We start from the raw sequence: 25,356 nt of genomic DNA, 5'->3' as shown, positions 1-25,356 counted from the left end.
CGGTTGATGCTAAATAACAGAGTAAGTGCAACATTGTTCTCAGTAACTGAGAACAATGTTGTCAAACTATAAGGTAGAGTCACTGGCTAGGCGGTTATTCTTGCGTGGATCTTCACGTTTGAATAAGTCTTCATCAAACTTAAAGCGCAATCTGAAGTAAGCGCCTTCTTGCGTACTGTCATCATAGGCAATATCTTCATCTTCAAAGCCCATGAAGTTATAGCCAATGGATAACCAAAGATTGGTCATTGGGCTATAGCCTACTTCAGCACCAAGCATATAAGCCAAGTCATTTGCTTGCTCGTTCCAGTAAGTACCCGCTTGCATGCCGATATCCCAGCGCTCACTGATGTCATAAAGACCGCGACCATAGACGGCATGAGCAGTGTTATCACTCGTCAACCCATCTGCTTTGTATTCTGTATATTTACCTGCATAGCGACCAGACCATGTCATAGCACGCGTAGGATGGTAGTTACCGTTCCATGACCACACCATGGTATCTTTCTGATAAATATCATCGCCAGTATTATTGTCATCTAAACGATATTCAAACTTTGCAAGCATGTCTAGCTGGTTGCTATCGTAATCACGGTATGCTGCACCTAGCTGAAAACGGTTGATCGTACGATCACCATCGTCATAGTCAATACGTGAATAAATGTCTTTAGCCAGTAAAGTAATATCGTCGGTATAGCGGTACGCAATACCTGCGCTACCGAGTAATGTATCGCTCGTCTCGCCCCAACGTTTCTCAAAACGTCCTGATGCTTTGTAGTCTTCTTTTGCAAGATACTCAACGCCGATACCTGCCGCCGTTGCCGTGTTATCTTCTTCACCTTCAAGAGATTCAACGCGCTCAAATAAGGTATTTAAAGTCAGACCTTCTTGAACATACCACTTGTTTTTTAGACCGATAGCAGCTTCAGCTTCGCGAGCACTAATGGCATCACTCATGCGGTATTCGCTATAGACTTTGCCATCTTTCATATAAGCGGCATCAAAACCGAAAACCGTACGCTGACGTTCATCAGTGTCATCAAGGCCATAAGTACCAGATAAGCTGTTGATCAAGTCATGACGGGCATATAGTCGGCCCAAGCTTCCCATTGGCGTTTCACCACCAATAGACGTTGCATTGCGTGAGCTGTGTTCAATATCTTGCTCATATTCTGCAAATACCAATGAGTTATTTAGCTTTGGCAAATGCGCTGTGATACGGGCGCGAGCAGTGGTGCCTTCGATGTCCTCGTCCGCACTGCTGATACTGCTTAACGCTGACTGATTGATGATGTCGTCATTGAACAAGGTGTCGTTTGTGATGTCCAAAACATCTGTTGCAGCTTGAGTGTTACGTGAGGCAGCGGTTGCGTCTTGTTTGTAGTAGCGCACACCAATTTCACCAACGACGTTTTCAGTCAAGCGATGCTCGATACTGGCTTGTACACCTTCACTGCTAGCATCAGTAGTATGATCTTCTGTACGTATACCTTCTAACGTTAATGCAGTTTGCTTGCTATTTAAAGTACGGTTGATTTCTACACCAGATTCGGTACGCCCAGCAGTCAGTGGCGATGAACCAGTGACAAAACCTTCGTCAGCATCGTTGTAATAAGCTTTGGCACGTGTGTTTTTCTTGTTATCAAAATCAAGCTCGATACGGAATGCGTTGCCTTCGACATTACTGTCGTTCAACTCTGTGGTGTTAATCTGGTTGCTTGGCTGGAAGTTTGGATTTTCAGCTTTGTTCATGGCATATTCAGCGACTAGCTTTAGCTTGTCATTGAATTTAATGACGCTATTCAGGCTAGCAAGCTCTTCTTTGTTAAGTGGATCATCACTATTGATATAACTACCGCCAATAGAAATTTTCTCATTTAACTGTTGCTTGGCTGCGATACCACCAACCAAGTAATCTTCACCACCTTCATCTACTTCTACCGTGACACGGATATAGACAGGGTTGCCATCAATATCTTGGCTGGCAATAGGACTCTTTAAATATAGGCTACGGCTAATAGGGTCAATTTCGTAATCAGCAAAACGTGTCAGTGTCTCACGGCTGACGATCAGTCCAGAATTGTTTGCGTCACGAGTGATGATTTCGATGGTTTCAGAGTTTTCTAGTACGGCATCAAAATTTTCAGCCAACGGGTAAGGGCCTGAGATACCAAGACCACGAGTCTCATTGACACGCTGGCTTGTACTGGTCTCTGCTAAAAAAGTGGTAACACGAGTATTGCTGTCTTCAAACTGAGCTTTTAGGCCTGTCAAAGTACGGTTGTATTGACCGAGCTTGATACCTTCATCATTATCAATCTGAGTCTTTAGATCGCCATACATAGCGAACGAGCGACCTTTATCAAGGCGTACGTACAGCTTGCTAGTAGATTGGGCATCAAAGCCTTTAGCTGATGAGTCACCATAAACAGGATAGTATTCGCCAGGATCGATATCACGGAATAAACGTTCGCCTTTTTTATCACTGTCATATGCTAATGTCAGCAGATAGTCGCCGCGTACTTTGCCTTTGAGGAACATAGCAGCACGACCAGTCGCTGAATAGTTATCATCGCCAGAAATTTCATTTAGCTCTTGCTCAAATGCGCCTTGAGCATCAGTGATGCTGCCGCCATCAAAATCTTTGAGCGAGATAGCGCCTTCTACGATACCCACAGCAATCAGTGGACGCAGCTGAGCGGTAAACTGTAGAGGGATAACCTGTTTGCTACTGCCAGTGTCGATAACCAGCTCGCCTTTACCCGGTGCGCTAGGCGCGGTCACAGGAATCAATAGCTCGCCGCCTGATACGATAACTTGGGTACCGGCCGTGTCTTTACTGCCATCTTTTAGATTGATACGACCGATATTGGTATCGATAGTAATCGGGGTCGAGGCGATGTATGGACGACCATCACGATCTTTTAGGCTGATGACGACTTGGTATTCGCTGATACCGTCGGCAGCTACTAGCTGGGTTTGAGTACGATAGTCAATCGCTTGAAGGCTATCTGGCGTTAACACTTTGATCGTTTGTTCAGAGATGACTTTACCATTGATATCGGTAGCCACACCGCGCAAGGTATTCTTGCCGCGTTGTAAATCCACTGCATAATAATCGAAAGCAGTGACGTTTTGCTTTTCTTGCTCAGCTGTTTTACCTATTTTTTGCTCTGATACTGCTTTGCCGTTGGCATATAGTGTGAATATTGATCCGAGCGGTGCTTGTACCTGTACTATTTGCTTATAAGAACTAAGCTGTTGATCTTCGTTTAAGTTGATAAAGGCAACATCATTATTAGCGACTTCTTTTAGGTATAGCTCTAATTCTTGTTCGACGGGTGGTGCTACTGTCGTCACAGCCATGTCAACGCGTTTGCTTGCTTCGCCAACCATATCATTGACGATTGCAGAGTCGCAATTATTACCAAGATCTAAATCGCCATTGATATTACAGCCACTAGCATCGACATTATCTTCGTAGTCACGATTATAGTCAGGCTCTAGAGTCAGCTCCGTTTTGATAGCTTGCTCTAAGGTATCATTTTTAGTACCTACTGATTTGCTGCGAGCGACTAGCTCAGTATTCAAGCGTTCAGTGCTATCACCCATGCCACCAACGATAGCAAAGTCAGCACGATGGAGTTCGCCATACTTTAAATCGACAAAACGGCTACCAGCATCACCAGCATTTCGATTGCTTTGGGTGACCATCTCGGTTGCATGAGGGATGGTGGTGCGGTCTACTTTCAGGACGTGTGTCTTTGCACTGATCCCATAGAAATTATACTTACCTTCAGGATCAGTAATCACAAAGTTACCGTTTTCCATGTAGATACGGACGCCTGCGACACCGAGCTCGCCGTCTTCTTTTTGTTGAATACCGTCACGGTTGATATCGTGATAGACCTTACCAATGATAATGCCATCCGTATTCATGACGCCGCGTTCTACATCAATTTTCCATTGTGCTTCTCTTGAGGCAACACTTTGACCTTGGTCATTGCTAGCCACCGCAGTCGCGCGGTTGATACCGTCACCACCTAATGATGAGGCACCAATCAACACACGATAAGTTATTTTTTTACTTTCGCCAGTTGCCATATTACCTAAGCTTAACACCTGATATTTACCATCAGCCTTAAACTCAGTGGTCTGTGCTTGGTTGATATCTACATTGGTCGTTGGACTGACACGCACACTGTTATCAACGTAATCAAAACCACGTGGTAGGGCATCTTTTAGCTGTACATCGTAAGCCGTAGCATTACCGTTATTCGTAACATTGATGGTATAGCTGACATAATCTCCAAGATCAGCGCTTTTGACGTCACTTTCTTTGGTCACGACTAAGCTTGCATTATCATCAATGATATTGATTTGCGTATTTAGATCATCGATACGGACAGTAAAGTCGCTAGCAGTTGGTAACTGATCAGTACCTGTACCGACAGAAGGGTCGATACAAGCATCTAAACTGGCAGTCAAGGTATCGTTGACTAAGGTCTGAATAAACTTATCGTCAATAGCATTGGCATTATTTTGTGTCGGGGCAGATAGACGGTATTTACCGGTGTTGTTGCCTGTTTCGATGCCTTTGAGAGAGTAGGTGTCACCCGTTAGTGGAGACTTAACCGTGATCCATACTTGATCGGGCTTATCAGTTTGCACGTTGCACTGAGCATAGCTTGCATCAATATAAACGTTTTCGCCGATTTGTGAGGTAGCTTGGGTTCCATCAAATTGAGGCGTGGTGTATTTTATCTCAGGCTCGATGATAACAAGTCTGTCTATCGCTTCAACCGCTGCTATTGATGGGTCTTCTAGTATGATAGCGCCAATTTTTACATCAGCAGTATCGCCATCTTCACCATTGATATCTGATAGCGCTTGTACGATAAGCTGAATGCTTTCACTCTGACCAAGTTTGATTTGAGCACTCAAGTTATCGAGCATGATTTGTCTATCTGCTGAATCAACTTTTCCATTGTTATTAAGGTCTTGATATACCTTTAAATTAGAAACTGTTGGCGAGATAGCAAGTGTTAGCTCAACCGTTTGCTCGCTATAACTTGTATTACTCAGTACGTTAACCCAACTTACCTCTGTGTTAGGTATGACAGTACGTAGAGGCTGCTGAGTTAAGCTGATACCGTATGCAGGTAGGTCTGAGACTTTAGCCTGTACCTGATTTGAAATACCATTTTGTTTGATAGACTCAACGTCATAAGTCACATTAGCAATATTATTGATAGTTTGCACGAGAGTAATAGGCGCAGCAAACGCCATATTTGATTGCATAAGCAACATCGCTAATGACAGCGCAGAAATCTTCGCTGTACACAATGTGATACGATTAGACGGTGTCATGATAGATAGAGTCATATGTCGCTTATCCAATAAAACATAAAGGGGTAGGGTAAGAGCCTTCTAGCTTGGCTAATAAAAATCGATTAGGTCAAGCTAGAAGGGTGTTCTATAAGCAGCATTCGCTACTCATAGATTTATTGAATTAATTATTGATTGGTACCGGTCTGTGAAGGTTTCGCAGAAAATACAACGTTAGCGGTTGTATTAGCTGCTACAGTTGCAAACGTAACTTTTATCACCTGACCAAGAGATTGATCGGTTGCTGTTGGCGAAGCTGAAAAGCTGTTAGCTTGATAAGTAAGCGTAGATGCCAAAGTATCTGATACGACAAGGTTGTTAATTACTCTAGCGCTATCAGTAAAAGTGTTCTTAGATTCTAACTTATAGAAGATACACTGAGCAGCAGTCGCTGTTACATTTCCAGTTGACCAAGCAGCAGAGCTAACAGCAGGATTCGCACCACAACTATCTACTATTTGGTATTTTGTCAGATTAACACCTTGCATAGTCGTAGTAGACGTTGTGGACAATGGATTATCGCCAGTACTAGTAGGTGCAGCAGTACCGTTAACTGGACCTTTAGGCTGAATGGCTATTGTCAAAGTCTCAAAGTCGCCTATGTTATTTACATTAGCTTGTGTAGAGTTTGGATCGTTACTACCTTCACCTGCCGAGGCAACTTGCACGCCAATTTTGACACTTTCGCCAGGAGCTAGGCCTTTACGATTAGTAGTACTTCCTGTTATGAAAGGAGTGGCAGCGTTCAGCTCATAAATACCGTTCACACCGACGAGTTCAGTTTCACCTGAGTCAAATTTACCATTGTTGTTAGCATCCACGTATACACGTGTGATACTGATATTAGGATCATCGATAATGCCATTATTTCTAGTAGCAGTCGGCTTTATAGACAGTTTTACAGAACTATCATTATCGCCTGTTCCTGCTGCTTCTGTGACATCAGTACCGTTGTTGGTGATGGTATAAGTATAAGTATTGGTAACTTCGTTGTTAGTTGAAGGAGTAACTAAAGCTACTTCTTTGTTTACACCTGGAGTAATAGCAATAGCACGAGTCTGATTAGTCGTTGTCACGGTTGCATTAGTATTGTCATCTTTACCTATTGTAGGCGTAGCTGTATTTTCATAAGTGCTCTCTGTTAGGCCACCTGCAGTAGCACCATCATCAGACCTATCAATGATATCCGGGGTGTTAGCGTTTACATCGCTCTTAGTATTATCTTTAACAACTGCATAGTTGGTAAATAAGCTACTAGTTGTTGCGCCAGTTGCTTTCTTAGCACGGAAAGTAAGCGTAATAGTTTCGCCTACTTTAACGTTTTGACCTGTCACTGAGATGGTTTTACCATCACTAGATATAACAGGTGTAACTGCTGCGCTACCGTTAGAAGATATAGTGGTCGGTGCAGTGTAGTTAGCCTCAGTAGACTTTATGGCAACTAAGCCTGTAGGTAAGTCATCAGAAATAACAATGGCAGTACCATCAATATTGCCTTCGTTTTTAACGGTTACAGTGTAATCAACATAAGCATTAGCATTGTTCAAATCAAAATTTTTGTTTAAAAGATTGGTTTGAGCTGATTTTACGATTTTGTATATTGGAGTTGTTGTCTTAGCATTATCAGTGTTGACTGCTGTATAAGTAGCAGGAGCTGTGTTTGCAGATTTCGATTTTAAGTAAGTACTTTCAGCAGTAACCGTCAAGATACCGTTAGCGTCCGCAACACGCTTAGTATCAGACTGAGCAGTAACGGTAATGAGCGCTTTTTCACCTGGTGCCAATGCAATTGAATCGTTATTAGCAATAGTTACTTCACTACCAATGTTAGTGCCAGCTGCATTGGTTTTTTGATACTTAATAACACTATTGCCAAGGTTGTAGTCAAAATTATCGCCAGTTACATTAGCAAGAGTGATCTTGTAAGTGTCGTTAACGTTACCACCGTTAGTCAATGTATGAGTGAAATCTACTGTTGAGCTCGCTTGCGCATTAATAGTACGGTCTTTACCAAAATCATCATCCTTTACATCATCAACTACTGTTGATATTAAAGAGAACGAACCAGTTTCAGTAACATTCACCGTAACTACATTCGACTCTGCAGTCTGTGAAGTGGTATTACCGGCAACCGTATAAGAAGCAGTTGCTTTGTTCGTTACATTAAATGAACCAGAAGTACCGCCCGTCGGGGTAGCAGCATTGGCAGTAGTGATGCTCATTGCTGCGGCTAGACCAACAGCCAACACTGAGTATTTAAATGAATTAGGTTTCATACGGTAAATTTCCTAGGGGTTTAATTAGAGGTGTTAAGAGTCAATAGGTTTATCGGTCAACGGTAGTATTGATAGCAACAACAGCTGTCTTCTTCGCCGGTAATAATTTGATATTCCAGCGTAGAGTACGATATTCAGAATATGGAACTTTTACCATCTTGCCATCTACCTTTTTCATTAAAGGCATATCGGCATAATTCTTACCATCAGTACTGGCTTGTGCGCTTGTAGGTTGTGCCTCACCAGTAAATGTCATATTTATAGGAATAGGTAGAGTGACCATCAAGTCGTTGATATCTTTACTAATAGTATTGGTGTAAGTTGCCTTGTATTGAATGACAGTACCTACTGGTGCGGTACGTACTGGAGAATATACTGTCTTACCGTCTGCATTTTTGGTAACTTGATTGGCTGTTAGTTCCATTTTTAGAGCATCTGCTGCATGTGCATTACCAAGAAAGCTGGCACATAATATAGATGTCATGACTAATTTGGTTGTTATGGCAGAAAATTTCATAATTCGTCTCTCTTTCAGTAAAAAATATTTATTTCACTTCAACAAACCAATTCATTTCGTGAATTTTTCCAACGTGTTTTCAGAATATTCTGTATGTTTGATGTAAGTAAAATACGTTTTTAGTATTCTTAAGGTAATTATATATCGTTTATTATTTAAGCTCAGAAAAAGCAGATGGAGGGAGTTATAAAACAGCTGAATGGTAAAACTGACTCGTCAAATAGGTAAAAAAAAACAACAGTCGATCAATTTATGATATCGACTGTTGTTCATAGGTGGTAAGGGCTGTAGACGATTGTACGGAAAGATTATTTGGACTGCGTTGATCCATATTGAGTGTTGAAATAAAAGCTGCGAATGCTCCTTTTTGTCAACACAGTAGCTATGGTAGTAATAGTTCCATTTTGACCTTTAACGAGACCATCGCTGTAAATGCCAGAGGCTCGTGTTGGATCTGCCAATACAGAAGTAACTGTAGTGTCTGCTGGATTACTAGCGTCATTTTTTTGTAGTACATCTTGCATAATAAAATTGCTAATATCCATATTTGCGCGATTTGTGGCTGTAATTCTGTAAGCAATACATTGACCTGGCTGCACATCAGCGCCATTCGTTGAGCTAGATAATGCGTTTTTACTATATGTAGTGACTTTGGTCAGATCTGTAATAGTACACGTATTTGCTGCTTGCTCTTTTTCAAGTACGATGGCTGAGTTTTTGGTAATCACTCGGCCAAAATTATTATTTGAGTAACTATAGGTATTGGTTATTAAGCTGATGCTACGTTTATCAATCGTTGTGCGTACAGGGTAGGCGCTCCCACTGTAAGTTTCGATGAGACAAACAGAGCTTTGAGTACCGATGACACTGCTAGCGATGTTAAATTGGTAAGTACCAATATCGCTTGCGTTTGTCGAGGTTAAGGTTTGTGTGGCGTAGGTTTTGGTTGGATTCTCACATTTATCTACTAATGTAATTGTACTGCCAGAGATACCTGTTTCAGAAGGGGCGTTCAATATGCCGTTGAAATAATTAGAGTTGTTATACACGCCACTCGTGATGGTGCTATTGGTAGCATCAGCTTGGGCGTCGGTAATGCCACCATTGTCATTAAAGACAGTGCCTGAGAACACATAATTAGGGCTGTTTGTGATAGTACATGTGATTTCATCACCATAATTTAAATTGGACAACGTAAATGAGCCGGCTGTGCCAGTAGGCATCACAGTCGTGCTACCAGTTGTCGCATTGGTACAAGCATAGCTAGTGCTGTAGTTACTAGCATTACCATTTATTATACTTTCAGATATGGTATAGATAGTACTTGGAGCTAATTCCAATGGGGTAACAGTGTTTCCGTTAGTTATGGTTGAACCTGTCCCTGTTGTCGTAAAAGAAGCTGTAGAGCCTTGAGTATCAGGAGTCAACTTTCCACCAGCTACTTTGATATTGAACTGGTCACGTTTAGTATCACTGTCGTTAAAACGAGTACCTTCTAATTGTTTTTTTACAGTCAATTTAGGTGGTGCAAGACAAAAGTAGAAGTCTGAGTAGCCCACTACATGGTCACCAGTGGATGCGGTTGCAGAAGCCCCCGTATAGGTATTACCATGAGTGGTAACAAATGGTGTGTTTGCTGACTGTGCTCCCCATTCAATATTAAAGTTACATGGGCTAGTGGGATTACAGTTCGTCCATTGGTTAGCAGTAATCGTTTTGCTTGAATTAGATAATGTGAAGTTGGTTGTAGTGCCTGATGTAGTATAATTGCTAAAAGCGCCACCAGCAGTGACAAGTGAGACTGACTCAGTATATTTTCCACTTAGGTTTGCATCTAAATCCTGAACAACAAATCCATATTTTGATACTGGTTTATTAATAGTAGCTGTCAGCCTATGATTGATGTCGATTTTCTCGCTACTATGGCGAATATTAAGAGCATTCGTTGTCACACCGCTAAAACTGCTGACCTCTGGATAGCCAGTTCTAACAAAGTTAATATCAGAAAATGATAGTACTAACTTAAGACCGCTATCAAAGCTATAGGTAGTACTAGCATTTCCTGCTGCTGACCAGCTGAGCGTTGCTTTGGGTGCAGGAGTAGTGCTCTTGGAGCCCAGATAGTACATCGCATGATCGCTTGGGCATGTAGGGTTGGCTTCAGCAAAGGCCAAATTACTGACTAAAAGCATAGGAACAGCGGCTATCAATGCCATCATTCGACATATATATTTACTGAATAAATATGTGCTAATTGAGTCTAAAAGTCGTTGAGTTTGCTGCATGCTGCTGTTCCTATAAACGAAAACTCGGTATAAATGTCTACCTACCAAACCGCTCTATATGTTACATAATACGTATATTAGGTAATAATTTCGTAAAAATCATAGGAAGTTGATGAATGGTAGTTTTGTTATGACCAATCACATCAAGACGTCTTGATCATTAACCTGTTACCTTTTATATACTTGACTTTAAGCTATCGCTATATTAGTCATTTTTAAAAAAACTAATCATTATTTATTTTAAAAATACTTGTCATATCGTCATTTCTTTACAGCTATAAACATCTATGTCATAAGCGCCTATAATAGAGAGTTATTATCGTTTGATAATTGGCTGTAGGCGTTGAGTGATGACTTTGTCCTGACTGCCTAACTATTCCATTCATATGTAATGGATAGTACTGCTGCTTTTAGAATCATTATATTGAACGGTTCGACATTGTGGAACGGTGAAGTACAGTCATACAGCTTCGATATGAAACGTAACTTCTTAAAATTAACAAGGAAGTCATTGAGCACATCATGTATGTAAGACAGTATTAAGTAATACTTTGATTTAATAACTTCCTGCTATTGAGTAGGATTGACTGACAAAAAAGGACAACAAAGATGAATTATTATAAGGATGCTGATAGCACCGAAACACAGGAATGGCTGCAAGCTTTTGAGTCTGTACTCAAACATGCAGACAAAGATCGTGCTCAGTTTTTGCTAAAAGCTTTGTACAACATGGCAGTTCAAGAAGGACTGCCGTTCAATAGACTAGACACCGCTTACGTTAATAGTATTGCTGTCGAAGATGAGCCAATGTACCCAGGCGATCTAGGCATGGAACGTAAGATACGTGCTTTGATTCGTTATAACGCACTTGCTATGGTTATGCGTGCTAATAAAAACGACGATGATCTAGGTGGTCACTTAGCGACATTCGCCTCTAGTGCGACGCTTTATGAAACTGGTTTTAACCATTTCTTCCGCGCGGCTAGCGATCACTTCGGTGGTGACATGATTTATTATCAAGGTCACTCAGCGCCAGGTATTTATGCCCGCTCTTATTTAGAAGGTCGTTTGACCGAAGATCAGCTCGATAATTTCCGCCGTGAAGTGGGTGGTAAAGGTCTATCAAGCTATCCACATCCCTATCTCATGCCGGATTACTGGCAGTTCCCAACGGTATCGATGGGACTTGGCCCAATCATGTCTATCTATCATGCCCACGTACATCGCTATATGGAAAACCGTGGACTGCTAGAAAAAGAAGGTCGTAAGATTTGGACATTCTTAGGTGATGGTGAAACGGATGAGCCAGAAAGTTTAGGTGCCATTTCTCTTGCAGGTCGTGAGAAGTTGGACAACCTCATATGGGTAGTCAACTGTAACTTGCAGCGTCTTGATGGTCCAGTCCGTGGTAACGGTAAAATCATTCAAGAGCTAGAGTCAGTATTCCGCGGTGCAGGCTGGCGAGTCATCAAAGTGATTTGGGGCGGTAACTGGGACAGTCTACTGGCCAATGATGAAACGGGTGTGCTTAAGCAGCGCATGGAAGAAGTGGTTGATGGCGAGTATCAGTTGTACGAAGCGCGCACGCCTGAATTTACCCGTAAAGAATTCTTCGGTAAATATCCAGAGTTAGAAGAAATGGCAGATGCGTTGACTGATGAAGAAATTTCACGTCTGAACCGTGGTGGACATGATCCAGTTAAGGTTTATGCCGCATTTAGTGAAGCCATGAAAACCAAAGGTCAGCCAACGGTTATTTTGGTTAAAACCGTTAAAGGTTATGGCTTATCTGCTCAAACGCAAGCGGTCAATAAGTCGCATCAGATCAAGAAGCTTGATCAAGAAGCGTTGATGTATTTCCGTGATCGTTTTGATTTGCCATTTACCGACGCGCAGCTAGAGACCCTACCATTCTACCGCCCTGAAGAAGGTTCAGCGGAGATGAAGTATCTCAAAGGCCGTCGTGAAGCGTTGGGTGGTCATTTACCAAACCGTCGCAGTGGTCATATTCCACTGAATATCCCTGAGTTATCGATGTTTGATCGAGTGCTAAAAGGAAGTAATGGTAAAGAGCAATCTACGACCATGGTATTTGTACGCTTGCTATCTGCGATGCTAAAGAACAAAGATATCCAAGATCGTGTCGTACCAATCGTGCCAGATGAAGCACGTACTTTCGGTCTAGAAGGTATGTTCCGTCAATTGGGTATTTACTCGGCTGTTGGTCAGAAATATACGCCAGAAGATAGTGAAGCATTGATGGGCTATAAAGAAGCCATCGATGGTCACATGTTAGAAGAAGGTATCAACGAAGCAGGCGCAATGAGTACTTGGATTGCTTTGGCAACCAGCTATTCTGTAAACGCATTGCCGATGATTCCAATGTATATCTACTACTCGATGTTTGGTTTCCAACGTGTGGGCGATTTGGCTTGGGCGGCAGGTGACTGTCAGGCACAAGGCTTCTTATTGGGTGCAACGGCTGGCCGTACTACCTTGAACGGTGAAGGCTTGCAGCATCAAGATGGACATTCACAAATCTTGTTCAATGTCGTACCTAACTGTGTGACCTATGATCCATGCTTTGGTTATGAATTAGCAGTGGTTATGCATGATGGTTTACGCCGCATGTATGGTGAAGGCGAGCGTGTATATTATTACCTAACACTAATGAATGAGAACTACGAGCAACCTGAAATGCCAGAAGGTGCTGAAGAAGGTATCAAACGTGGTATGTACTTGTTAGAGGACAATGGCTCAGCACAAGTACAGCTATTAGGCTCAGGTGTTATCTTACGTGAAGTGCAAAAAGCCTCACAGATCCTAAAAGACGAGTTCAATATTACGTCTAACGTATGGAGCGTGACCAGCTTCAACGAGTTGACTCGTGATGGTATGGTATGTGACGACTACAACCGTCTGCATCCAATGGATGAAGAGAAAGTGCCTTGGGTTACTGAGCAGTTAGCACCGCACGAAGGTATTGTGGTCGCAGCGACAGATTATATGCGCAATTACTCAGAGCAAATCCGTGCTTGGTTACCAGACAATCGTCCTTATACCACGTTGGGTACTGATGGTTATGGCCGCTCTGATACGCGTGAAAACTTACGCAGTTTCTTCAACGTTGATGCTGCGCATATCGTTGTTGCAACGCTTAAACGTCTAGCGGATGAAGGTGAAGTTGAGATGCGTTTGGTTAAAGACGCTATTTCTAGCCTAGGCATTGATGTGGATCAGCCACCAGCATGGCAACAGCAGTCTTACTCGGATCATTCTCCAGATGCGCCAGCACCAGGTAACGTAAATCCAAATCCTGTACCTGAGTTCGTTGCTGAAGACGATGAAGAAATCAGTAGTGAAGGTCGTGCTGAAGATCAAGCAGATGCAAATGTACTCAATGATGGCGATGTCAAAGAATAATAACCATAAGACTAGGAGATAAATCATGGACATTAAAGCCCCCGATTTGGGTGTTGATAGCGCCGAAGTCAGCGAAATTATGGTAGAAATCGGTGACGTCATCGCAAAAGATGACAACATCGTATTATTAGAATCTGACAAAGCCTCAGTTGAAGTGCCAAGCTCTGCTGCTGGTAAAGTCACCAAAATTAATATTGCTATTGGTGATCAAGTTAGCGAAGGCATGGTACTGATTGAGCTTGAGAGTGCAGAAGATAGCGCGGATAGTGATGACGATAGCGCTGCTGATGACAATCAAGAAGCGAGTGGTGCAGAATCTGCTGCTAAGTCAGAATCAAAAGCTGAGCCAGCTGAGACTGAATCAAAGCCATCAAAGTCCAGTGCCAAGCCAGCTACTAATGCTAGTAAGTCAACGACTCATGCACTACCTGATTTAGGTGTTGATGAAGCGCAAGTTTCTGAAATTATGGTCAGTGTGGGCGATGTAGTGACTGCTGATCAGTCGATTTTATTGATTGAATCTGACAAAGCCTCTGTCGAAGTACCAGCACCAGAAGCTGGCAAGATTGAAAAAATCTTAGTCCAGACAGGTGACATGGTCGCCAATGGTCAAGACTTTATCGTTATTATGAGCAGTGGTACAGACGCTGCTGATGATAGTGAATCTGCATCGGGTAGTTCTGAGTCGAAAGAGTCAGCACCAGTCAAATCAGAAGAGAAAGCTGCTGCTAAAACAACTGGTGAGCCAAAACAGGCAGAAAAATCTACAACGCCTAATGTGGCCACTAGTAAGAAAGCTGAAAAGTTGACAGAAACGCAAGTAAATGAAAAGCTGGTCGATGTTTATGCAGGTCCAGCCGTACGTAAGCTTGCACGTCAATTGGGTGTAGATATTACACAAGTGAGCGGTTCGGCACTGAATGATCGTATTCTAAAAGAAGACTTGTTTGCGCATGTGAAAGAGAGTTTGACCACTCAAAAAGCAGCACCTGCTAGCAGCGGTGTGGCGAGTTCAGGCTTACCGAGCTTGCCTGACATGAGTAATGCTGAAATTTGGGGTGAAACATCGACATTAGACCTTAGCCGTCTACAGAAAGTATCGATACCACAGCTCAATTACAATACATTACTACCACAAGTGACGCAGTTTGACTTATCAGATATCACTGAGACAGAAAAACTACGTGGCGAGCTAAAAGGTGGCATGAAAGCAGAAGGTATTGGCTTCACCATCTTGGCATTTGTGGTCAAAGCGACTGCCTATGCATTGACTCAGCATCCACGCTTTAATAGTCATTTAAGCGATGATAATACTCAAGTTATCTTGCGTAAAAGTGTCAATATGGGTATTGCAGTGGCAACTGATGACGGCCTGATCGTACCAGTTATCAAAAACGTGCAAGATAAAGGTCTGAAGCAGATTGCTATCGAAATCGGTGAGCTTGCTGTTAAAGCGCGTGATAAGAAGCTCAGCACCAAAGATTTGCAAGGGGCGAGCTTTACTATCTCAAGCCAAGGCAACCTAGGTGGTACAGCATTTACACCACTGGTGAACTGGCCACAAGTTGGTATCTTAGGTGTGTCTGAGGCAAGTATGCAGCCACGTTGGGATGCCAAAAAGCAAAGCTTTGAGCCACGTCTGATGCTACCGTTGTCGCTGTCTTATGACCATCGTGTGATTAATGGAGCAGACGCTGCAGTATTTACCCGTTATATTGCAACGCTACTGGCTGATCCACGTCGCATTTTGCTATAAATCTAAATATATAATAGTGTTGGTTTGAAAAAAGACTGTCTACGGACGGTCTTTTTTATGCGTTAAAGTTTGAGCGTAATTAAGATATATCGAGTATGCACAAACAGGTTCCATTAGCGCATTTGCAGTACACTTGGATAATGACTGCTTATATTGTCGCTAAACAACAGGCACAAAAAAGCCGGTAGATACCGGCTTTTTTATTACTATAAGTACGACTTAATAAAATAGACTTCTAATTAGAAGCTTTTTACGTAAGCAACACCATATACCCAAGGGCTGATATCTACTTCACCAAGATCATCGCCATTTAGGCTTACGTCTGATTTGATGTCGATATAGCGTGCATCAATACGGAAAGCATCCGTTGGAGTGAATGGGAAATCAACACCGACATGGCCAGCAACGCCAACACTATCGTCGATATCTAAGTTAGCTGAGCTACCAGTGTATAGTTTTTCTTTAAAGAACGTCGTGTAGTTCACACCAACACCAATGAAAGGCTTGATGTTTAAAGGGATGTTGTAACCATCAAAGTGATACTGGACAGACAAAGTAGGTGGTAAATGTTGAGTTTCACCTTTAATTGTATCGCCATCAGCAGTTGTCAATGTGATGTCATGATTGAATGGAATCGCTGCTAGCAATTCAATACCAACGTTATTAGCAACGAAGTATTCGCCAGTAAGTGTTGGACGCGCATCGCCACCAACATCTACAGAGAGTGCGCCATCTGCAAGAGTACCGTTATCACTCTTAGGGTCAACATAATGTGCACCGGCAGCAACTGACCAAGTACCAGCAGGTACTGCAAAAGCAGTTGTCATAGTAAGTGCAGTAGCAGTGGCTAAAACTAGGGATTGTAGTTTCATCGTTTAGTTCCTCAATGTGATAGATGATTATGGGCCAGTTTCTAATAAGGGATAGCATTAGTTACTGATACACAATGTTATGATTGTTGATTAAACTGTAACATTATGACTCTATTATAGTACAAAACCGTTTTATCTGTAAGGTTTTAAATGTATATTAAAGATTTTTATCCCATAAATTACAATATAAAGTTATTTACATTGATATGTTTGGCATTTTTTTTAAATAACCAACTATTGTGATGCTAATATGTAGTAGGTACATATGTGACTATTTGCTTTAAGGTTCTAAGATATTTAGTGTTTCATTTCTTGAATGAATAATTATGGTATAAAAATAGGCGTAATATATTATGCTTGGCTACTGTAGTAACTCTCCTCTGCGCTGTGACAATGCCTATTCTATAAAGATATTGAATCGGATGGACTCTTGCTGTCCTGAATGCTGCTTGTTTCTACTACCTGCGCAGGATGTCAGTCAGCAATTAACTGCCGACGAGCAGTTCCTAAGATTTTCTATTATGGTGATTATCTGTACGTTATTTACGGTAGTCTATATTTACTATTTTTATAGTACTTTACCGTGACTTCTCATAAATTTCTATTTTCGCGACTGGCAGCACGCTTATAGTACTATACTGTTAAGTATCTACTAATATAAGATCGGTGTTTCACCGCATAGGGACGGTATGCTATTCCAATCTATACGGCGCCTGCGTATTTTTGTTTATAATATTCTACAAAATGATGAGCATGACACGCTCTTCAGTCGTTATATCGACTATTTTTTAATATTTTTGATCATGACGAATGTGGCTGCCGTGATTGCAGAGTCAGTCGATAGTTGGTATTACCCTTATCAAGATTATTTTACGTGGTTTGAAAATTTCTCTATTGTGATATTTTCTATCGAGTATATGCTGCGGTTGTGGAGCGTGGCTGAAGTAAAACCAGATGGCACGACTTGGCGACAGCGTTGGAACTGGCTAAAAAGCCCATCTGCGTTGATTGACCTGATCGCTATCATTCCTGCATTCTTGAACTTCTTTGTCTCTATCGATTTGCGTTTTTTACGTATCCTACGTTTATTTCGCATCCTCAAACTTACACGCTATTTTGCTTCGATGCGTATTCTGCTAGTAGTCATCAGTAAAGAAAAAGGATCGTTCCAAGCGGTTATCTTTATCTTGATTATTATGATTGTAACGGCCTCTAGTGGGATTTATTTGGTTGAGAATCATGCACAGCCAGAAGAGTTTGAGTCTATTCCCAAGGCGATGTGGTGGGCTGTGGTTACACTCACGACAGTGGGTTATGGTGATGTCACGCCGATTACCAATGCTGGTAAAATATTGGGTGCAGTAATTACGATATTGGGTGTGGGGCTGGCAGCATTACCTGCAGGTATTCTCGCGACAGGTCTGGCCAATGAGCTTGCTCAGCGTCGTGAAGGGCTTGAGCAGCACTTTCGAGAGCAACTGATCGATAGTGATTTTGATTTAGTACAGAATCAGATGATGATCGATAAGATTCGCCGCGAGCTAGGGTTAGATAAAGAGCAGGCACAAAATATTGTACTGCAAGTACTGCGTGAGCAAGAGCTTGAGCGCCGAGAAAAAGAGGTAGAAATAGGGCAGAAGAATTTTTGCTCACATTGTGGTGAGCGATTGTAGAGAAGTGCTTTTTTCACTATGAAGTGTGTTCAAAAAAGGGTGCAGCGTTTTTATAACGTCGCACCCTTTTTATACATTATTACTTGGTGAGTATCGTACGAATACTATATCCCTTGTAAAGGGAGTGCGCGTGCCAGCTCGTGAGCCACCTCTTGCGCGGCACTGGCCAAATCTTCGGCAGGCAGCGGTAAGTTTTGCAATGTTAGATGCCAGTCATCCACTTCTCGACGTAAATGAGCGACCCAAAGCGTTGTACAATCACGTGGTAACTTTTTGAGATTGACTTCAAAACAATGGTTACCCTCATCATCACTTAAGTGAATCTCGCCTGTTTTCACTCTAGAAAATGGATGACCATGGTAAGAGTTGGCAATCATCGCAATATGAGTGATATGTGTTGGAATCTTATCTAAGTATAGTCTGATCTGCTCTTGATCAAGAGGGGCCAAATACATCGCTTGCTCACCGCGATCTTTACCGTTTAAGCTATCACCTTGATGCTTAACCGATTCAGCTTTGTCACGCAATTGCTTGAACCAAACGATGTCACTAATAGTACAGTTTTTGTCATACAGCACACAGGCCAAATCAATATCAATCGCGCTTTGATTTTTTTTAAAGCGTTTGAACAACCCTTTGGGTTCAATCTTAGTAAATTCATAGTTTAGTGAAAAAAACAAGGTTCCTGCATCTAGGCCCAGTCCTCTTAAACTGTCTGACAGTAATGGCGATGGGGCAGTGATTGACATAGTGTTCCTTATTCGTTCTTAAATTTTAATAGAGGTATATTGAGTTTAGAAGTTTGAATACGTTTAACGTCATAGCTATTAGTTGTTATCTATCCAGTCGCTATTCATCATCTAAAGACTTGTCTAATACCGCTTGATATAGCAGCTGAGGTTTTGCATCTAATAGACCACTGCCAAAACCGCGCAACCACCAAACCAGCTGTGAAGTTAAATTGACTGTTGCCTGTATAGTCAATTTGTCACCATCTAACGTAACTGTTTGATCGTCGCTGAGCTTGCTTTCAGTGAGGCTTTTGCCTGCTTGTGTGGTGAATTGTAGCTCGATAGTGGTATTTTTACCATGGTCAGGCAGTTCACTGAATAATGGATGACTAAAGCCCATGCCACCTGCATCTAAGTAAGTATCGAGTTGAAAATTGTCAGGCGTTTTTGCTGCGCTTTCGAGTATCTCAACACTGGCAAATCGATGTAGCGCAAAGGTGCGAATGACAGTTTCTGGGTCATCGGTACGAGTTGCCAGTAGGTAAATAATGACACCACGTTGAATAATGGCAATAGGGTTTAGGATATATTCACTAGATTGCGATTTATCACTGCGTGTATAGCAGGCTTTAATTTGTAATTGATAAAATAGCGCATGATAAATATTGTCTTTGCTATCCAAATCGATATGCGGGGCAATCAATGGCTGCGTGGCAGGTTCGATGCGTACTCTATCGATCCATGAATGGGTGACTTTGCTGTTTTTAAGTTGGCGCCGTGCTAAGTCAAACCAAGGAAACAGTTCATCCAAAATAACAGGGGGTAGTAATTGGGTGAGATTAGCCTCCACCATATTAAAGGCCACCGCTTGTGATAAGTTCATATGCGGCAAGCTTTGTAGCGGCGCGTCATCGCACCAGCGCCAGCCTTGTGGATTGGCATTGTTTTTTTCAATAGGGAAACGTTTTGCCAGCGCATTTAAATCACGTTGAACCGTGCGTAGACTGATATCAAAACCTGCCATCATCAGCTGCTCGTAGATATGCGTGGTGCCTACCCAACGATTGCGTTGTAGCTGCGACAGTACTTGCCATTGGCGAGCAGTCGTCGCTGCGCCATGTCGATTATCGTTGCTCACTTCCGAGGTACTACTGCTCTCAGCCGCTAGCGCTTTGGTTTGCTCGTTAGCGTCTGTCTGAGTTTGAATGTGATCGGCGTCAGTCGGATGTACAGTCATTAGGAAGTAGCCTTTATGAAGTATCGAGTCAGTTTTTATAGAGCAATTTTAAATGCTAGCGGCGGGTCAGTGACCCTATATCATCGCAGAAAATCCCCGTAGCGTCTAGCAACGGAGATTATTCAATGATTCTGCTGTATATTAACTTATATAGCGTCAATACCTCACTAAGTGTCACTATCCTGAGTACTTGGTTCGTTATGGGTATCTGCTTCGCTATCAATGATTATCGTGCTGTCATTCTCTTTACGTTTTTCTTTTTTTCTCTTATCTGCTTTCTTTTGACGTTTTTCTTTTTTCTGCTTTTTGTCTTTCTTTTTCGATTTTTTATCATCAATATCATCATCGCTATTTTGGTTCTCGTCCCACAGCATCAGACGGCTTAAGACTTTTCCAAATAATGTTTCTTTGCGATAGCGACTTTTCTTGTTCATGGTATCGATAGGTAGGCCAGTCATCAGCGTCAGTGCTTCACTCAAGGTATGGACACCATAGATGTGAAATTCATCGGCACTGACGGCAGCAATAATATCGTCGCGTAGCATGAGTTGTTTGACGTTGGCCATCGGAATGACAACACCTTGCTGGCCCGTTAACTCTTGCTCTCGGCAGGCATCGAAGAACCCTGCAATTTTAGAGTTGATACCGCCTACTGCCTGCACTTCACCCAACTGGTTCATAGAGCCAGTAATCGCAAATGACTGATCAATCGGTACATTTGCTAAGGCAGATAACAACGCACAACCTTCGCTAACGGTGGCGCTATCACCATCGATATGGGCATAGCTCTGCTCAAAAGCGAGTGACGCGCTAAAGTTTAAGGCATGATGCTGACTAAATAGGGCCCGCAAGTAGCTGGTCATAATTAGCATGCCTTTGGCGTGTAAGCTACCACCTAAGTCCACATCGCGCTCGATATCGAGAATCTCACCAGTACCAATATTTGGCTGAATAACGGCCGTAAGACGTGCTGGCATGCCGAATTCACTATCGGCATAGCTGACCACCGTTAACGCATTGACTTGTCCAACGGCATTGCCTTGTGTTTGTATGAGTTGCTGACCATTTTTGAGCTCATCCCAATAGAGATCACGTAAATACCCTGAGCGCTCGTCCATATCTTCGATGGCTTGGGTGACGTGATTGGCATTGACGATGTTTTTACCGCTCAAACGTGCATGGCGGTTCGACTCATGCAACAGCTTAATCAATAAATCACTGTGCAAGCTGAGTCGATCTTGGTCTTCTGCTTGTAAGCTCAAATGCTCAAGTAGAGTGGCTTGCGCACTACGATCGAACGGATAGAGGTTGGCATAATCAATAATGTCAGCCATTTTCGCGACCAATGCCAGTTCGTGTTCACTGGTGCGAACCACATCATCGTGGAAATCGGCACGAACTTTGAAAACCGCATCAAATTCAGGCTCAAGCTCTAACAGTTCATAATATAAATCTGCTTCGCCAAGTAAAATGACTTTAATATCAAGGTCAATAGGGGCAGGCGCTAGCGATAAGCTTCCTGTGAGTGTGAGCATCTGCTCAAGACTTGAGAGTTTAATTTTACGGGATTGTAATGCTCGCTTGAGACCCTGCCAAGCATATGGGTGCTCTAGTAAGTGACTGGCTTCTAATAACAGATAGCCGCCATTGGCACGGTGTAAAGCCCCTGCTCTAATCATACTGACGTCAGTGGTGACAGTCCCCAGTTGCGTGATTTGCTCGACATGCCCTAATAAGTTTAAATGCGTCGGTAAATCTTCAAAGATAACGGGTGCGCCACTGTCAGGCGTATGACTGACAATGACATTGACCGCATAACGACTAGGTGTTGTGGTCAGGACAGCCGTCACAAACTCTTCATCATCGCCATTAACGATACGCTCTACATGAGTGACCATATCGGCAAATATCGCTTTGAGATAATCCATAATCAGCGGGTGATTGGCAAATTGCTCATAAACAGGTGTAAATAAAGGTTGTAGCGCGCGGCGTGCAATATTGCGATGTAATGCTTCTATCGCATCATTGGCTTCGTCCTCTAACTGCTCTAACGCGATGGTCAGCTGACTCAAGCGTTTTTGCATGTGGTTTTTTTGGACAAAGTTATTTAGCTCAGCTTCGTATTCACTGTTGCCATATGCGTTAGTGCTGTCATCGTCATTGTTGTCAATACTGGTATTGATATTAGAAATATCAGCGGTGCTACTGTCCTCTATCGTCGAAGGAGCTTCATCATTGTTAGAGGATTTTTCATGTTTGACATCAGCATCGCTATTTTCTGTAGGTAGCTTGCTTGGGTGCACAAACATGGCTTTGTTATCGAAAGAGCGGAACGTCAGCGCTAAGTCATACTGTTTACCTTCAGCATTGAGCACTTCATAAGCATGACTTTCTTTTTGATGCGTGTCATTTTTTATGGCTTCGATTTTACTTTGGTATTGGTCACTACGAAAGCGTTGACTCAGTCGCTTTTTGGCTTGTTGCCACAAGTTATTGACTTGTTGCTGCAATAGCGAAGCTTGACCGGCAGGCAGACGTAATGCCAACGGGGTGCGCGGATCGGTAAAATTATGCACATAGACCCAATCATCAGGCGTCGGCGCATCGGCTGCGATGCGTTTCAGCAAGCGGCTGATTACGGTACGTTTACCTAAGCCATTTTCACCTGCTGCAAATACATGGTAGCCACTGGCTTTGATGTCTAAAGCTGTGTTTAAGGCTTTGAGCGCGCGCTCCTGACCAAACCCAACATCTAAATCTGGTGCCGTACGTGTGTCTGTTGGCAGCTCGCTTAGCTCACTATAACGCTTTAATTGCTCAGCGCTAATAAGGCAGCGCTGCTTTACCTCAATAAAGAGTGGGTGCGGTACTTTTACTTTTTTGTCATTCGTCAATGTGTCTGTCAATTCAGCGATGGGTGTTGCCATATTATTGGTGTCTTTTTTATTAGCGTCTCTTGATATTTTAGAGATAGGGGCGTGTGGCTGTTCGGTCATAGGCGTAGGAGATATCTTCTTAAAAAGGTGGAGTGTTGATCTCTATAATTGGTTTTATGCTATCAGGTATTCACATTCATGCTGAACTTTTTATACTTTATATTGAATAGCTAACCAAGATATTTTATAAGGTATTTTACAAGATGCAGCAACGTTTTAGCTAAATCATTAAACGCAGTTTTGTATCATTATGAGATATACCAGTGTGTATGATGAATAAGTGAGAGACAAATTAACAGTGAGTTTATTGCTATCAAAGGAGAATAACACCTCAATACAGGCCTAGATAGTATAAGATGTCTCACATTGGCGCAATCTGCAACTATTCAATAGACAGAGTGCATGATAAAATAGACGGTTCACATGTTAAAACTGGATAACTCGTTGTATGTCAGCTTCCGATAAAATCACGTCATCATCTGCTAGTACAGGTACTATCCATATTGATCCTACTGGATTTGTAAAGCTTGGATCACAATTGCCAGTGCTGGCCAATACTCTGACGAAAGCCATTCATGAGCTCGGTCTATCCTTAAGTGAGACGCAGCAGCGCACACTATTATTGTACTTAGACCAGCTTTTGTTGTGGAATAAAGCGTATAATCTGACCGCTATTACTGATCCTGAAGAAGCTTTAATCAAGCATGTGATTGATTGTTTGGCTATTATAACGCATTTGCCATCAGGGTCATTGCTTGATATTGGTACGGGTGCAGGATTGCCTGCCGTAATTATTGCTATTTGTCAGCCTGAGCGCCAATGTACGGCACTTGATAGTAACCAGAAAAAAATACGTTTTATTAAGCAAATCAGTAGTGAACTTGGTTTGAGTAATATGCAGCCGATTGCTTCTCGTATCGAAGCGCACGAAGCAAGCTATGAGGTGGTTACTTCTAGAGCGTTTGCCAGTTTGATAGATTTCGTCGATGTGGCGCAGCCAAGACTAGCAGATAATGGTCACTTATGTGCTATGAAAGGTAAGGCGCCGAGTGAAGAAGAACTGCAAGCATTGGATAGTGATTGGCACATAAAAACAATCAAGCTAAAAGTACCACGTTTGCATGATAGTCGTCATTTAATTGAATTGTCTCGTAAAAATGTCTAAGCTATGAGCACCTTTCAGTCATGAAATCGCAACTATGAAACAGTGACTGCCCGATTGTGAAACATAGTTTACGTCTTTAATTAAATGACATAATATTTAAATGGTGTCGAGACAAAGCGAGTCGTTTGTACAACGAATGACTGAATATGCCTCGCTTTTTAAATGTATAGCTAAAAAAATAACAGTAATAAATTCTAATTAAACTGAGTGAGTGTATGGAAATCATAGCGATTGCGAATCAAAAAGGCGGAGTGGGCAAAACCACGACGGCGGTAAATTTGACCGCTAGCTTGGCTGCAAAGCGTAAGCATGTACTACTGATTGACTTAGACCCACAAGGCAATGCGACCAGCGGTACGGGCGTGGATAAAAATGAACTCGCGCTGACCATCGCTGATGTTTTACTCGATGGTGTATCACTGTCGGATGCTATTGTTACCAGTCCAGCAGGGTTCGATGTCATCGGTGCCAATCGCGATTTGGCTGGGATGGACATCACCTTGATGAACAAGACCAATAGCCATGAATTGTTTAAAACAGCGATGGTGGCTTTGGTTAACGATCAGATAGCGGCTAAAAAACCTGCTTACGATTATGTCGTGATAGACTGTGCGCCCAGCTTGAATTTATTGACGATCAATGCATTGGTTGCCACAGACAGCGTCATTATCCCGATGCAATGTGAGTACTATGCACTAGAAGGCCTAGCAGATTTGTCGCAGACGATTGAGCGACTCACGGAGCTGAATCCGAAGCTCTATATTCGCGGTGTGGTGAGAACGCTATTTGATGCGCGTAATACATTGGCTCGCGATGTATCCGCTGAATTGGAAGCACATTTTGGCGATATCATGTATAAGACTCATATTCCAAGAAATATTCGCTTAGCAGAAGCACCTGCGCATGGTTTGCCAGTTATCGCATATGAGAGATGGTCAAAAGGGGCACGTGCCTATCAAAAGCTGGCCGCTGAAGTGATGAAGCAGAGCAGCTAGTTTTGGTTATAGATAAAAATTTGGTGATAAAAGCATCAACCAGATTAAATAACAAAGCACTAAATATCGTATTTATGAGTAATGAGTAAGCCGTATTCACAA

General features: G+C 42.4%; 13 protein-coding genes. 5 read left to right on the top strand and 8 right to left on the bottom strand.

Features of this window, described 5'->3' with window-relative positions; all coding sequences use genetic code 11:
* Positions 1-66: 66 nt before the first annotated feature.
* The 4 genes from I6E84_RS03915 to I6E84_RS03900 form a co-directional block, all read right to left on the bottom strand.
* A complete protein-coding gene (locus tag I6E84_RS03915) occupies positions 67-5,385 on the bottom strand; it encodes an SdrD B-like domain-containing protein (protein ID WP_197216274.1) in 5,319 nt (1,772 codons plus the stop codon).
* Positions 5,386-5,516: 131 nt separating this feature from the next.
* Complete coding sequence (locus tag I6E84_RS03910) at positions 5,517-7,664, bottom strand: beta strand repeat-containing protein (protein ID WP_197216272.1); 2,148 nt, start codon at positions 7,662-7,664, stop codon at positions 5,517-5,519.
* Between the two features lie 49 nt (positions 7,665-7,713).
* Positions 7,714-8,181: a hypothetical protein gene (locus tag I6E84_RS03905; RefSeq protein WP_197216270.1), complete on the bottom strand. Its 468-nt coding sequence runs from the start codon at positions 8,179-8,181 to the stop codon at positions 7,714-7,716.
* 308 nt (positions 8,182-8,489) lie between these two features.
* Entirely contained in the window at positions 8,490-10,466 is a 1,977-nt protein-coding gene (locus I6E84_RS03900) for a hypothetical protein (RefSeq protein WP_197216268.1), read from the bottom strand.
* Positions 10,467-11,075: 609 nt separating this feature from the next.
* Between I6E84_RS03900 and aceE the strand changes: the two genes are divergently transcribed.
* Together aceE and I6E84_RS03890 are read left to right on the top strand one after the other, a co-directional pair.
* The gene (aceE, locus tag I6E84_RS03895; protein ID WP_197216266.1) at positions 11,076-13,889 is read left to right on the top strand and encodes a pyruvate dehydrogenase (acetyl-transferring), homodimeric type; all 2,814 of its coding nucleotides are present in this window, start codon (positions 11,076-11,078) and stop codon (positions 13,887-13,889) included.
* A gap of 25 nt (positions 13,890-13,914) precedes the next feature.
* A complete protein-coding gene (locus I6E84_RS03890) occupies positions 13,915-15,645 on the top strand; it encodes a 2-oxo acid dehydrogenase subunit E2 (RefSeq protein ID WP_197216264.1) in 1,731 nt (576 codons plus the stop codon).
* Positions 15,646-15,884: 239 nt separating this feature from the next.
* Here the strand turns inward: I6E84_RS03890 and I6E84_RS03885 are convergent, their stop codons facing one another.
* Positions 15,885-16,517, bottom strand: coding sequence for an OmpW/AlkL family protein (locus I6E84_RS03885; protein ID WP_197100216.1), 633 nt, complete (start codon positions 16,515-16,517; stop codon positions 15,885-15,887).
* A 689-nt stretch (positions 16,518-17,206) separates the two neighbouring features.
* On the opposite strand from I6E84_RS03885, the gene I6E84_RS03880 reads away from it, so the two are divergent.
* Positions 17,207-18,190: an ion transporter gene (locus I6E84_RS03880; RefSeq protein ID WP_197100218.1), complete on the top strand. Its 984-nt coding sequence runs from the start codon at positions 17,207-17,209 to the stop codon at positions 18,188-18,190.
* A 104-nt stretch (positions 18,191-18,294) separates the two neighbouring features.
* On the opposite strand, the gene I6E84_RS03875 is transcribed toward I6E84_RS03880, so the two are convergent.
* The 3 genes from I6E84_RS03875 to I6E84_RS03865 all read right to left on the bottom strand — a co-directional run bounded on the left by I6E84_RS03875 (position 18,295) and on the right by I6E84_RS03865 (position 23,154).
* Positions 18,295-18,939 carry a TerD family protein gene (locus I6E84_RS03875; RefSeq protein ID WP_197100219.1) on the bottom strand — a complete coding sequence of 215 codons (645 nt, stop codon included), beginning with the start codon at positions 18,937-18,939 and terminating at the stop codon, positions 18,295-18,297.
* 100 nt (positions 18,940-19,039) lie between these two features.
* Entirely contained in the window at positions 19,040-20,158 is a 1,119-nt protein-coding gene (locus I6E84_RS03870) for a helix-turn-helix transcriptional regulator (RefSeq protein ID WP_197216262.1), read from the bottom strand.
* Positions 20,159-20,325: 167 nt separating this feature from the next.
* Positions 20,326-23,154, bottom strand: a complete 2,829-nt coding sequence (locus I6E84_RS03865; protein ID WP_197216260.1) for an ATP-binding protein — start codon at positions 23,152-23,154, stop codon at positions 20,326-20,328.
* Positions 23,155-23,542: 388 nt separating this feature from the next.
* On the opposite strand from I6E84_RS03865, the gene rsmG reads away from it, so the two are divergent.
* Together rsmG and I6E84_RS03855 are read left to right on the top strand one after the other, a co-directional pair.
* Positions 23,543-24,259, top strand: coding sequence for a 16S rRNA (guanine(527)-N(7))-methyltransferase RsmG (rsmG, locus tag I6E84_RS03860; RefSeq protein WP_197100222.1), 717 nt, complete (start codon positions 23,543-23,545; stop codon positions 24,257-24,259).
* Positions 24,260-24,474: 215 nt separating this feature from the next.
* Positions 24,475-25,254, top strand: coding sequence for a ParA family protein (locus tag I6E84_RS03855; protein WP_194197440.1), 780 nt, complete (start codon positions 24,475-24,477; stop codon positions 25,252-25,254).
* The last annotated feature ends 102 nt before the right edge of the window (positions 25,255-25,356 follow it).

Origin of the sequence: Psychrobacter sp. SCQQ22 (assembly GCF_015864605.1) — a bacterium.
In the GTDB taxonomy this organism is placed as follows: Bacteria; Pseudomonadota; Gammaproteobacteria; order Pseudomonadales; family Moraxellaceae; genus Psychrobacter; species Psychrobacter fozii.
The sequence above is the reverse complement of the archived record's forward strand: the minus strand, read 5'-3'. Positions and strand labels throughout refer to the sequence as shown.